The following is a 13,350-nucleotide window of genomic DNA, read 5'->3' as shown; positions in this document are numbered from 1 at the left end:
TGCCTTCGGGGCGCCCGCCATGGCGGCTGCCCTAGAGCCTGATGTTGTGCAGATTGATCTACTGAAGAGTGAGTTATGGATATCGAGTTTCGCAGGGGGCATGTCTGCAAAGTGGTTCGACGCCTGTTTACCGCATTGGCCCTGTGTGCCACCAACACCCTGGTGCAGGCCGCGCCCACGGCGCCCGCCAGCGTCGGGTTCTGGTACGCCGAGCAGCCACCCTTGCAGGAGCTGGCGCAGTTCGAATGGGCAGTGGTCGAGCCCGGCCATATGGCCAGCGCCGATGTCGCCACCTTGCGCAAGCTCGGCAGCCAGCCGTTCGCCTACCTGTCGGTAGGGGAGTTCGACGGCAACCGCGCTGCCCTGGCCAAGCAGGCCCTGGCCCAGGGCGCGAGCCCCGTGCGCAACAAGGCCTGGGACAGCCAGGTGATGGACATCGCCACCCCGGCCTGGCGCGAACACCTGTTCAAGCGTGCCAAGGCGCTGCAGGACCAGGGCTACGCCGGCCTGTTCCTGGACACCCTGGACAGTTTCCAGTTGCTCCCCGAGGCCGATCGCGAACCGCAACGCAAGGCCCTGGCCTCGTTCCTGCGGGAACTGCACAGCCGGCTGCCCAACCTCAAGCTGTTCTTCAACCGGGGCTTCGAGGTACTGGGCGAGCTCGATGGCGTCGCCTCGGCCGTGGCGGTGGAATCCATCCACGCCGGCTGGGATGCCTCGGCCAAGCGTTACCGCCCGGTTTCCGAAGCCGACCGCACCTGGCTTGAAGGCGAACTCAAGCCGCTGCGCGCACGCAACATCCCGCTGGTGGCCATCGATTACCTGCCGGCCAACCGTCGGGAAGAGGCACGCAAGCTGGTCCGGCAATTGAGCCAGGAAGGCTTTATCCCGGTGGTCACCACCCCGGACCTCAACGCCCTGAGCATGAGCACCGTGGAAGTCCAGCCGCGGCGCATCGCGATGCTCTATGACCCGCGCGAAGGGGAACTCTACGATCACGCTGGGCACCGCATGCTCGGTGGCCTGCTGGAATACCTGGGTTACCGGGTGGACTACTTCCCGGTGGACGACAGCCTGCCTGCCTACAGCTTTGCCGGCCTTTACGCCGGGGTGCTGCTGTGGATGACCAGCGGCCCGCCCGAGGACAGCCGTGCCTTCTATAGCTGGGTCGGCCAGCGCCTGGATGAGCAGGTGCCCCTGGCGATCATGGCCGGCCTGCCGATCGAGGACCGGGCGCTGCTCAAGCGCCTGGGGCTGAACCTGGCGGCGCCGGGGGCTCGCGATGCCCTGCATGTGCTGAGCCAGGACAAGAGCCTGATCGGCGCCTTCGAGGCCCCGGTGGTGGCGCGCAGCCGCGAACTGACCCGCGTGAGCCTGCTGCCCGACGGGCCGAAACCAGCCATGGTGCTGGGCGATGACAAGGGCGGCAAGTACGTCCCGGTGGCCACCGCCGCCTGGGGCGGCATGGCCCTGGCCCCCTATGTGGTGGAGGCCAATGTGGAGCGCAGCCGCTGGATCCTCGACCCGTTCGCCTTTATCCAGAAGGCCCTGCGCCTGCCGTCCCAGCCACGCCCGGACACCACCACCGAGAACGGGCGGCGGATCGCCACGGTGCATATCGACGGTGACGGTTTCCCGTCCCATGCCGAAGTGCGTGGCACCCCGTATTCCGGGCGCCAGGTGCTGGACGACTACATTCGTCCTAACCCGTTCCTGACCTCGGTCTCGATCATCGAAGGCGAAGTCGGGCCCAAGGGCATGTCGCCGTTCCTGGCGCGAGAGCTGGAGCCCATCGCCCAGGAGATCTTCGCCGACCCCAAGGTCGAAGTGGCCACCCACACCTACAGCCACCCGTTCTACATGCAGCCGGAGAAGGCCAAGAAGGACGAGGATTTCCACGCCGAATACGGCCTGCGCCTGAATATCCCGGGGTACAAGACCCTGGATTACAAGCGCGAGATCCTCGGCTCGCGGGACTACATCAACAGCCGCCTGACCACCGCGCAGAAACCGGTGAAGCTGGTCTTCTGGCCGGGGGATGCGCTGCCCAGCGCCGAGACCATCAAGCTGGCCTACGACGCCGGGCTGAAAAACGTCAACGGCGGGCAGACCATCCTGACCAAGGCCAACTCATCGCTCACCGGCCTGTACCCGCTGTTGCGGCCGACCTCGGGCGGCTTGCAGTACTACGCTCCGGTGATCAACGAGAACATGTACACCAACCTCTGGAAAGGCCCGTACTACGGCTTTCGCGATGTGATCGACACCTTCGAGCTGACCGACAGCCCACGGCGCCTGCGCGGCATCCACCTGTACTACCACTTCTATTCGGGCACCAAGCAGGCGTCGATCAAGGCCATGACTGACATCTACCAGTTCATGCGTGGCCAGCAGCCGCTGTCATTGTGGATGAGTGACTACCTGGACCGGGTCCACGGCCTGTACCAGGCAAGCCTGGCGCGGACCGCCAATGGCGACTGGCAGGTACGCGGCATGGACGGCCTGCGTACCTTGCGCCTGGACCCGGCGCTGGGTTGGCCGGACCTCGGCCGCTCGGTGGGGGTGGCCGGGGTGCGCGACTTGCCCCAGGGGCGCTATGTAGCCTTGAGCAGCGATCATGCGCTGTTGGCCCTGCGCCCCGAGCGCGATCCGCGCCCGGCACTGGAGCTGGCCAATATTCCCCTGCGCGACTGGCGCTATGTCAATGACCGGCAGGTGAGCTTCTCCTTTGCCGGCCAGTTCAACCTGGAATTCTCGGTGCGTTCGGCCAGCGCCTGTCGGGTCGAGGTCCAGGGCCAACGCTACGCCGGCAAGTCCGAACAGGGCCTGTGGCATTTCCAACTTCCCATGAAGCAGGTGAGTGATGCCCAACTCCTCTGCAACTAAGGCCAAGGCGCCCAGCGCGCGGCTGCTCAACCCCTGGGCCTTGCTGCTGGTGGCAATCGCCGTCGGCGTGCTGCTGTGGGCAACCTTTCGCAATGAAGAGGCGTTCCGCCCCAAGGGCGGGCAGCCGGACGAAGTGTCGGCCAGCTACGCCGAGGTGCTGCTGGCCGCACACCCGGAAAACAATGAGCTGCGCACCCAGCTGCTCGACCTGCTGATTCAGCTGGGGGACTACCCCAAGGCGGAAAAACACCTGGCCCAGTGGCAGCGGCCCGATCCGGCGCTCAAGGCCTACTACCGCTTGCAGCTCGATGCCCTGGCGCTGAACAACAGCACCGACAGCGCGGCCCTGCAGGCCCTGGCCGAACGTTTCAAGGCCTTTGACTACAAGCCGCTGCCATCGCCGCAACTGGAGCGCCTGGCCACTTTGGCCCTGAGCGCCCAGGCCCCGGGGCTGGCGGCGGATGCCTATGCCGAGCTGGCGCGGCGCGACCCGACACGGCGCGAGCAGTGGCTGCCTGAAGCCGCCAAGTGGTACCAGGCCAGCGAACAGCCGGGGCGCGCGGCCGATCTCTATGTGCAGTTGCTCGATGCCAGCCAGACCCCCGAGGCGCGTCGGCAGTTTCTGCAACAGGCCTTCACCACCCTGGTGGCGGCCGATCGCGGCGATCAGGCAGTGGAGCTGCTGGCCCGAGAGCTGGCCGCACAGCCGGACGTGGAATTCGAACCGGCGCTGCTGGACCGCGGCGTGGATGTGGCCGTGGCGCACAACCGCGTGGACCTGGCGGAACAGTTCTTCAGTGCCTGGCGCAAGGTGCAGCCCGACAGCCCGGAAATCCTCGCCAAGGAATTCAAGCAGCGCCTGGCCTTCGGTGACCTGGCCGGCGCCCATGCGGTGGGCCTGCAACTGCTCGAACAGCGGCCGGATGACCCGCAGTTGCTGGAGCAGATGGCCCATCTCGCCGAATGGCAGGGCGACTCGGCCGCCGCCCTGGGCTACTGGATCAGCCTGAGCACGCTAAGCAAGGACCCGGCGCAGTTCGAGCACACCTGGCGCCTGGCGATGCAGACCTACGACTTCGACCGGGGCATCCCACTGCTGGCGGGGATCATGGACAGCCGCGCCCTGACCAACGTCGAGCTCGATGCCCTGGTCTACGCGCAAGAGTCCAGGGGGACACCCGAGGAGGCAGAAAAGTGGCTGCGCCGCTATGTCGCCAAATACCCGAAACAGCGTCTGGCCTGGGTGCGCCTGTTGCAGAACCTGGAAAACACCGAGCAGTACCCGCAGCGCCTGGTGGTCTGGAACCAGTTCGCCAAGCGCTATCGGCTGACCAGCACCGAACGTGTGGACTGGGCCAACAACCACCTCAAGCTGTTCGATAGCCAGGGGGCCTGGAAAGTCATCACCGCGGTGGATGGCAACAAGATCAAGGACTTCAACTACTGGCAGTCCCGCGCCGCCCTGGCCTGGGACCTGGAACTGGACGACGAGCTGCAGCTGGCGCTGGAGAAGATGCTGGCGATCAAGGGCTCACTCAATACAGGCGACGAAAGCGAGCTGATTGCCCTGTATCGCACCCGCGATCCGCGCAAGGCCCTGCAATTGACCGTCGACAGCTGGCGCCAGGGCCACAGCCCGCAGCGCCTGGTGGCCGCCCTGCAACTGGCCCAGGAACTCCAGGACTGGCCTCTGGTGGCCGATTTGCTCAAGGAAGCCGAGCAGTACCCAGGTGCCAGCGACCAGTCCCAGGTGCTGGCCGCCCGCGCCGCGCTGGCGGTGCAGCAGGGCCAGACCGATCTGGCCCTGCACCTGTATCAACAGGGCTTGAGCCGCTTCCCGGACGACAACACCTTCCGTGAGCGGCTGCTGTGGCTGTATGTCGATCTGGGCCGCACGGGCGAGATCAAGCCGCTGTTGCAGCAATGGCGCTCCCTGGCCCGCAGTGACAGCAGCCTGTGGCTGCCGTTCGCCGCCGCCAGCCAGTTACTCGGGCGCAATACCGAGGCCCTGGCCTGGTATCGCCTGTACTTGCAGGCCAACCCCCGGGACTGGATGGTCCAGGCCGCCTATGCCGATGCCCTGGAGGGCGCCGGTTATGCCGACTCGGCCCAGCGCTTGCGCCTGCGGCTCGATCGCCAGGTCAGCCCGGAGCAGATCCGCGCCACGCCCCAGGGCTATGCCACCTGGCTGCGCCTGCTGGCCAGCAGCTATTCGTCACGCAAGGCGCAGAACAAGGCCATGCAATGGCAGGACGGCTCCAAGCCGATGCTGCAGCTGTGGTTCGATCAGTTCCTCGCGCGCCTGGATGACCTCAATCAGTCGGCGCAAAAGGATGAGTGGCTGGCCTGGGCCCGCAGCCGCGGCCTGAAGGTCAGCCGCTACGAGCAGATCCAGGAAGCCCTGCGCGGCAGCAATCGCCAGGCCCTGGAGCGCCTGGTGGCCAGCGGCGATCTGGACCCGGCGCAGCAGGTCGAGGCCTTGAACAGCCTGGGCCGCAGCGGCGAAGCGCTGGCGGTGGGCCTTTCGGCACTGGGTGACGAGCAACCGGCGGCGCTGCGCGAGCAACTGCGCCGCCAGGCCATCGAGATGACGGAGCGCACGCCCCAGGGTATGCAAATCGCCTGGGAGCGCCAGGACTACGGCGGCCTGGTGTTCAACGGCCCGCGCCTGACCGCGGCGCGCTATCTGAACGACAACTGGTACGCCAAGCTGGTCCTGGAGCAGGGCCGCTACAGCGGCGATGTGCTGGATGAGTCGCGCCTGGGCAATGAGACCAACACCGAACTGACCTTGCAGCGCCAGCTGGAGAACGGCAACTACAAGCTGATCTTCGACAGCAGCCTGCGCAAGGACGATGACCGCAACGGCCTGGGTGCCAGCCGCACCTGGCAACTGGACAGCGGCAACGAGCTGGACGTCGGTGCCGACTGGCACCGCAAGAACGAGGACAGCGGATACATGCGCACCTTCGGCCAGCAGGATGATGTCTGGGTGGGCGGCCGGCATCGCTATTCGGCCCGTGACCAGTTGTCCTGGAGCCTGGCCCAGCGCTGGTTCTCGACCCGCGGCGGCGATGACCTGGGCAGCGGCCAGGCGTTGAAGATCGAGTTCGACCACACCTTGCAGTTCGAAGGGCCGAACTGGGAATTGCGCAGCGGTATCGACTACCAGCAGAACAGCCTGAACAACCGCTCGCTACCCGACCTGGCCAATACCCTGGGCGGAGGCATCGATCTGGCCGGGGCCGATCTCGACAATCCGGAGCAGATCACCAGCCAGACCCTGCTGCAGAAGCGCTACGGCCAGCTGTTCTTCGGCAGTTCCTGGCGGCGCGGTTTCCCGGGGGCGCTGAACCGCACGCGGGGGCAATACACCTGGCTGGTGGATGTCAGCACCGGCTGGCAGTGGACCGACAACACCATCAACTACGCCATCAGTACCGGTGTCGGCACCGAGGTGATAGGGGATGACGAATTGGCAGTGACCCTTGGCTACCAGTCCGCGCCGCAAGGCGGGGCAGGCAAGTCCGGGGGCACTGCAGGTGTCAGCTACAGCGTGCGTTTCGGACGCTGATCATGGAATTCAAAGAGGAGTAAACCTTATGCAATCCATTCGTTGCGTGAGTCTGGCAATGGTCGCCTTGCTGATGGCCGGGTGCAGCAGCTTCACCGGGCAAAGCAGCCCCGAGTTGTCCAAGAGTGCGCGCTGGGGCGTGCTGCCGCTGGTCAACTATTCCCAGACACCCCAGGCCGGCGAGCGCAGTGAGCAGATTCTGCTCAGCGTGCTGAGCAGCCGCGGCCTGCAACCCCAGGTCTACACCGGTACGGCGGGGCAGGGCGAACAGGCCCTGCTCGACGACAACGAGCGCCTGGCCGGGGCCATGGACTGGGCCCGGGAGCAGAAGCTCGACTATGTGGTGTCCGGCAGCGTCGAGGAGTGGCAGTACAAGAACGGCCTGGATGGCGAACCGGCGGTGGGCATCAGCCTGCGGGTGGTCGAGGCCGGTACCGGCAAGGTGCTGTGGAGCAATAGCGGGGCCCGCGCCGGCTGGTCCCGGGAAAGCCTGGCCGGGGCCGCCCAGAAGGTTCTCGACAAGCTTGTCGGTGGCCTTCGGATCGAGTGACTGCCATGAACTCTCCACACATGGACTATGCGCTGGCGCCCCGCGCCAGCGGTCCGGCGTCCTGGCTGGAAACCTTTCTGGTGACCGCCCTGGTCATCGGCGTCGGCCTGTGGCTGGCCCCCGAGGACCCCTTGCAGGTGCAGGGCGAGTTTCCCTGGTCGGTGCTGGCGCCGCTGCTGCTGGGGGTGCGCTACGGGTTTGTCCGCGGCCTGATCAGTGCCAGCCTGCTGGTAGCGGCGTTCTTTGCCCTGCGTCATTCGGGGCTGGCGAGCTACGCCCAGGTCGCGCCGTCCTACATTGTCGGCGTACTGGTCTGCGGCATGCTGGTGGGCGAGGTGCGCGACCTCTGGGAGCGGCGTTTGCTGCGCTTGCAGATGGCCAACGAGTACCGCCAGTACCGGCTCGATGATTTCACCCGGGCGCACCAGATTCTGCGGGTCTCCCATGACCGCCTGGAGCAGCGCCTGGCGGGCAGCGACCAGAGCTTGCGCAGTTCCCTGCTGGGCTTGCGTGATCGGCTGCGTGCGGCGCCCAATGGCGGCGACCCGCTGAGCCTGCTGGCCGAGCCGGTGCTGACCCTGCTCGGCCAGTACGGCTCGCTGCGGGTGGCCGGGCTGTACCGGGTGGAGCAGGGCGCCAGTGCGGCGCCACAGCTGAGCCTCTTGGCCTCGATCGGCACCATGGGGCCCCTGGACAGCCAGGACCTGCTGGTGCGTATGTGCCTGGAGCGCGAGGAGCTGGTGAGTGTGCGTGAGGAGCTGCTGGATAGCGGCGCCCAGGCCTCGGTGTCGTCCTTGCAGGCCTGTGTTCCGCTGGTGGACACCCAGGGCCAGGTGCTGGCGATTCTGGCGGTGCGGCAGATGCCGTTCTTTGCCTTCCAGGAACGCACCCTCAGCCTGCTGGCCCTGCTGGCCGGACATATCGCCGACCTGTTGCACCCGGACCCGCAGGTTTTGCAACTGCAGAGCGCCGATGCCCAGCACTTCACCCGCCAACTCAAGCGTTCACTGGTGGATGTCGAGCGCCACGGCCTGTCCGGTTGCCTCTATGCCTTCGAGCTGACCCAGCCCAATGATGAACTGGCGCGGCTGTTCGAGCGTAGCCAGCGTGGCCTGGACCTGCACCTGAGCCTGGCCAATGCACGCGGGCACGAACTGTTGCTGGTGCTGTTGCCGCTGACCAGCGCCGAGGGCGCCCAGGGCTACCTGGCACGCCTGGGCAAGCTGGTCCACGAACACTTCGGCATGAGCGTGGAGCTGGCCGGCCTGGGGGTCAAGGTACTGCCCTACGACCTGGAGTCGGCCCGGCAACGCGATGGGCTGCGTAACTTCCTGTACAACGAGTGTGGCCTGAATGATCAGCAAGTGGCTGTTTAGCGGAGCGCTGTTTTTCGAGATCGGCAGCTGGGCCAGCCTGACGGCGCAGTTGCCCGACCTGCAGACCGCGCTGCTGTATGCAATGACCCATGGCATCGCCTGTGGCCTGCTGACCGCGGCGGTCTGGCTGCTGCTGCCGGCGCGTTATCGCCGGCCGTTGCCATGGAGCCCGCTGTTCATCTTCAGCCTGGCGTTCTTTGTGCCGCTGATCGGGGCCGTCGGGGTGATTGCCGCGATCTTTCCGGCGCTGTACCTGCCGCGCAAGCGCGAGGCGCAGACGTGGCAGGCGGTGGGCATTCCCGACCTGCCGTTTCGCGCTCAGACTCAACTGCATTCGCCCACCTTCGGTGACAGCGGGCTGCAGGATGTCTTGCGTCATGCGCCGGACCCCGACCAGCGCCTGGCGGCATTGCTCGCCACCCGGCGGATGCCGGGCAAGGAAGCGGTGCCGATCCTCAAGCTGGCCCTGGGCGACCCGAGCGACGATGTGCGGCTGTTGGCGTATTCGATGCTCGACAAGCAGGAAACCGACATCAACCAGCGGATCCAGTCCTCCCTGGAACAACTGCCTGGCGCGGCGCCGCAGAAGGCCGGAGCCTTGCACGCGACGCTGGCCCGCTGGTACTGGGAACTGGCCTACCTGGGCCTGGCCCAGGGCAGTGTGCAGCAGCACGTGCTGGGCCAGGCCGGCGAGCATGCCGAACAGGCGCTGAAGCTGGGGGAGGGCGGCGAGCTGCTGTTGCTGGCCGGGCGCATCGCCCTTGAACGCGGTGACGTCGGCAAGGCGCGCCTGCACATGCACCAGGCCGAGGAGGCGGGCATGGACCCGGCCAAGGTCCTGCCGTTCCGCGCCGAAATCGCCTTTGAAACCGGCCGCTATGCCGAGATTCCCGGGCTGCTGCGAAGCCTGCCGGCGCAAATGCAGCAACGTCCGCCCTTTGCCGGGCTGGTAAGGACCTGGACATGAAGAAAACCCCCGACTCTACCCCCATCGCCGATGTCTGCCTGCTGCTCGAGGGCACCTGGCCCTATGTGCGTGGTGGCGTGTCCAGCTGGATCCACCAGATGATCCTCGGCCTGCCGCAGCTGCAGTTTTCGGTGCTGTTCATTGGTGGCCAGCGCGAGGCCTATGGTCAGCGCCGCTATGAGATTCCGGCCAACGTCGTGCATATCGAAGAGGTGTACCTGGAAGAGGCCTGGCGCAACCCCAGGCACAAGCGCGAGGCCCACAGCGCGTCCCTGGAGGAACTGAGCAACCTGTACCGCTACCTGCACAACCCGCAGAAGCCCGCCGCCGAGCTGGGCATCGAAGTGCTGGCATCCCTGGCCCAGGGGCGCATCACCCTGGATGACGTGCTCTACAGCCGGCCCAGCTGGGAAGCGCTGACCGAAGGCTACGAGCAGCACTGCGCCGATCCGTCCTTCGTCAACTACTTCTGGACCCTGCGCACCATGCAGTCGCCCTTGCTGATGCTGGCCAATGCCGCCCGGCACATGCCGCGGGCCCGGGTGCTGCACTCGATTTCCACCGGCTACGCCGGGCTGGTGGGCTGCATTCTCAAGCAGTTGTGGGGCTGCCAGTTCCTGCTCAGCGAGCACGGGATCTACACCAAGGAGCGCAAGATCGACCTGGCCCAGGCCAGCTGGATCGCCGAAAGCAGCAACCAGGCGCTGAACGACAGCATGGATTCCGGCTCCGGCTATATCCGCATGCTCTGGGTGCGTTTCTTCGAACGCATCGGGCATCTGGTCTATGAAAGCGCCGACCAGATCATTGCCCTGTACGACGGCAACCGCCAACGCCAGATCAAGGACGGCGCGCCCCCCGAGCGCACCCAGGTGATCCCCAACGGCATCGACCTGCAGCTCTGGACCCAGGCCCTGGAGGCCCGGGCCGAAGGCATTGCGCCGGTGGTCGGGCTGATCGGCCGGGTGGTGCCGATCAAGGACGTCAAGACCTTCCTGCGGGCCATGCGCGGGGTGGTCAGCGTGATGCCCGAGGTCGAAGGCTGGATCGTCGGGCCGGAAGAGGAAGACCCGGAGTACGTCGCCGAGTGCCGCAGCCTGGTGGCGAGCCTGGGGCTGGAGCAGAAGGTACTGTTCATGGGCTTCCAGAAAATCCAGGACATCCTGCCGCAACTGGGCCTGATGGTGCTGACCTCCATCAGCGAGGCCCAGCCCCTGGTGATTCTCGAAGCCTGGGCTGCCGGCACGCCGGTGGTCAGCAGTGACGTGGGCTCCTGCCGCGAGCTGATCGAGGGCGGCGAGGCGGCCGACCGGGACCTGGGGCGGGCCGGGGAAGTGGTGGCGATCGCCGATCCGCAGGCCACCTCCCAGGCGATCATCGACCTGCTGCGCAGCCCCGAACGCTGGCAATCGGCCCAGGCGGCGGGCCTGTTGCGGGTACATCGCTACTACAGCGAGCGCTTGATGCTCGACCGCTATCGCACGCTCTATCACACGGCCATGGGCACCCCACACAAGGAGGCTGTGTAAATGGCCGGCATCGGTTTCGAACTGCGCAAGATTCTCTCCCGCGACTCCTACACGGCGACCCTGCACGCCTATGTCTATGCCGGCCTGATCAGTTCCGGGCCCTGGGTGCTGTCGATCCTCAGCGTGATGCTGGTGGGGGTGATCAGCCTCGGGCTGGTGGTGCCGGAGGTCCTGATCCGCCAGTTCCTGATCACCGTCACCTACCTGATGGCCACGTCGCTGATCCTGACCGGCGGCCTGCAGCTGTTTTTCACCCGTTTCGTGTCCGACCGCCTGTTCGAGCGCAAGTACGAGCAGATCCTGCCGAACCTGGTGGGCGTACTATTGCTGGTGACCCTGGGCTCCGGGGCGCTGGGCATCCTGCTGCTGGTGACGCTGTTCGACCAGGCGCTGATCTACCGCCTGCTGACCCTGGCCAACTTCGTGGTGCTGTGCAACCTGTGGCTGGTGATCATCTTCCTCTCGGGGATGAAGGCCTATAACCGCATCCTCCTGGTGATGCTGGTGGGGTATGGCTTGATGGTCGGCAGCGCCTTCTACCTGCGCTACATGGGCATGGAAGGGCTGTTGCTGGCGCTGCTGCTGGGGCACAGCACGCTGCTGTTCCTGTTTCTCTACGACATCCTGCGCGAGTACCGGGCCGAGAAGCTGGTGGCCTTCGACTTTCTCGACCGCCGCCAGGTGTTTGTCAGCCTGCTGCTGACCGGGCTTTGCTACAACCTGGGGATCTGGATCGACAAGTTCATCTTCTGGTTCAACCCGGAAACTTCGAGCCAGGTGATCGGGCCGATGCGCGCGTCAATTCTCTACGACCTGCCGATCTTCCTCGCTTACCTGGCGATCATTCCCGGGATGGCGGTGTTCCTGGTGCGCATCGAAACCGATTTCGCCGAATGGTACGACCGCCTGTTCCGTGCCGTGCGCGATGGCGAGACCTTGCAGCACATCGGTTCGCTGAAGGCCGAGATGACCTTCTCTATCCGCCAGGGCCTGCTGGAAATCTGCAAGGTCCAGGGGCTGACGGTGGTCCTGCTGTTCCTCTTCGGCCCGCGCCTGCTGGAGTGGCTGGGGATGTCCAGCTACTACCTGCCGCTGTTCTACATCGACCTGATCGGGGTGAGCATCCAGGTGGTGTTCATGGCGATTCTCAACGTGTTCTTCTACCTCGACAAACGCGCCATCGTGCTGGAGCTGTGCCTGCTGTTCGTGGCCCTCAATGCCGCCCTGACCCTGCTCAGCCTGCACCTGGGGCCGAGCTTCTTCGGCTATGGCTTTACCCTGTCGCTGCTGATCTGCGTGCTGCTGGGGCTGACGCGGCTGTCGACGGCGCTGGATGACCTGGAGTACGAGACGTTCATGCTCTCGCGTTGAGGCGTGCACGATCACCCATCCAGGCTCGCGTTGATGGACCTGCGCCGGGGCAACGGGTCACGGCTGTTTCAGGTAAGCGTCTTTTATTCGCTCCAGCGTGCCGTCCTTGCGCAGCGTCTCGACTGCCGCCTTCAACTGGCGCACCAACACCGCGCTGCACTGTTTGGAGCAGGCCAGATACAGATCGGTCTTCATCAACGATGGACTGACCTGTAACTTCCTGCTTGACACCTTGCGCCAGATAGCTTGCGTTTCAGGAATGCCATTGAACCAGGCATCGACACGCCCCATCAGCAGCAACTGCGCCGGATTCTCACCAATCTCAAACGGATAAATCTGGGTATCGCTAAAGCCCTCTGCCCGCAGTTTTTGCTCTTGGGCGCTGCCGCGGCCAACGGCGATACGGGCAAAGGTTTCCCGCGCTTGCTGCATGCTCTGGACGCGTTTATCGAGGCTGAAAAACGCTCTGTCCATGGTCATGATGGGCGCGATCCAGGTGTAATCAGCCTCTCTTTCTGGCGTGCGCGACAGGGGAATGATCAGCTTGTCGACGCCTTTGCGTACGCTTTGCTGGGCTCGTGCCCAAGGCACTTCTATAAAGTGCAGCGTATATCCGGCTCGGGTCGCCGCTTCCAGCGTCGCGTCGCCGAGGATGCCATGCAGGCCGGACGGGTCCAGCATCGATAAAGGCGGCGCTTCGGCGATGTACAGGTCGAAGCTACGGGACTCGGCGCCAGACACTGAGGGCACCCAGGCCGTCAGAACGAGCAGCGTCGTCAGGATCAGCGCCCCCCGCTGGCGCAACGATTGACTCCTATGACTCATGGCAGTAACTCAACAAACAGTGGCATTTCATGCTCTCGGATTAACGCTGCGTATTCGACACGTACAGAGACCAACCCGCAACGACCTGCAAAACGTGCCGCCAAGATTAGAGGGTTATGCGCAGAGATGGATGGGGTCGACGGATTTTTTGACCTCTGATAGCCATCACGGTTCAGGGCGCGCACAACCGGTGAGGGCATTGACTGGTGCGCTGATACTCAGGTTGAACAGCCGTGGGCAGCGCTGTATCAGTAGCCTCGCCACCTCGCCAC

The 13,350-nt window shown here is 65.3% G+C and carries 8 protein-coding genes; 7 read left to right on the top strand and 1 reads right to left on the bottom strand.

What is annotated here, in order from left to right:
• Window positions 1-75 precede the first annotated feature (75 nt).
• Genes ABCR88_RS16320 through pelG form a run of 7 tightly spaced genes read left to right on the top strand, consistent with a single transcriptional unit; the run spans window position 76 to window position 12,253 of the window.
• The gene (locus tag ABCR88_RS16320; RefSeq protein ID WP_350404884.1) at window positions 76-2,886 is read left to right on the top strand and encodes a bifunctional glycoside hydrolase 114/ polysaccharide deacetylase family protein; all 2,811 of its coding nucleotides are present in this window, start codon (window positions 76-78) and stop codon (window positions 2,884-2,886) included.
• On the top strand, window positions 2,864-6,460 hold the full coding sequence (locus ABCR88_RS16315) for a tetratricopeptide repeat protein (RefSeq protein ID WP_350022656.1): 3,597 nt from the start codon (window positions 2,864-2,866) through the stop codon (window positions 6,458-6,460). The genes ABCR88_RS16320 and ABCR88_RS16315 overlap by 23 nt, the downstream gene beginning before the upstream one ends.
• A 28-nt stretch (window positions 6,461-6,488) precedes the next feature.
• Entirely contained in the window at window positions 6,489-7,010 is a 522-nt protein-coding gene (locus ABCR88_RS16310; RefSeq protein WP_011061262.1) for a transporter, read from the top strand.
• A 5-nt stretch (window positions 7,011-7,015) separates the two neighbouring features.
• Window positions 7,016-8,386 (top strand): PelD GGDEF domain-containing protein, encoded by a 1,371-nt coding sequence (locus ABCR88_RS16305; RefSeq protein ID WP_015635591.1) that lies wholly within the window; start codon window positions 7,016-7,018, stop codon window positions 8,384-8,386.
• Window positions 8,364-9,353, top strand: a complete 990-nt coding sequence (locus tag ABCR88_RS16300; protein ID WP_011061264.1) for a HEAT repeat domain-containing protein — start codon at window positions 8,364-8,366, stop codon at window positions 9,351-9,353. The genes ABCR88_RS16305 and ABCR88_RS16300 overlap by 23 nt, the downstream gene beginning before the upstream one ends.
• Window positions 9,350-10,882, top strand: coding sequence for a GT4 family glycosyltransferase PelF (gene pelF / locus ABCR88_RS16295; RefSeq protein WP_350022657.1), 1,533 nt, complete (start codon window positions 9,350-9,352; stop codon window positions 10,880-10,882). The genes ABCR88_RS16300 and pelF overlap by 4 nt, the downstream gene beginning before the upstream one ends.
• Complete coding sequence (pelG, locus tag ABCR88_RS16290; protein ID WP_011061266.1) at window positions 10,883-12,253, top strand: exopolysaccharide Pel transporter PelG; 1,371 nt, start codon at window positions 10,883-10,885, stop codon at window positions 12,251-12,253. It begins immediately after the preceding gene.
• Between the two features lie 57 nt (window positions 12,254-12,310).
• Here the strand turns inward: pelG and ABCR88_RS16285 are convergent, their stop codons facing one another.
• A complete protein-coding gene (locus ABCR88_RS16285) occupies window positions 12,311-13,078 on the bottom strand; it encodes a transporter substrate-binding domain-containing protein (protein WP_232642134.1) in 768 nt (255 codons plus the stop codon).
• Window positions 13,079-13,350: the final 272 nt, after the last annotated feature.

The organism is Pseudomonas sp. W17 (assembly GCF_040268305.1).
GTDB lineage: Bacteria > Pseudomonadota > Gammaproteobacteria > Pseudomonadales > Pseudomonadaceae > Aquipseudomonas > Aquipseudomonas protegens.
The sequence above is the reverse complement of the archived record's forward strand: the minus strand, read 5'-3'. Positions and strand labels throughout refer to the sequence as shown.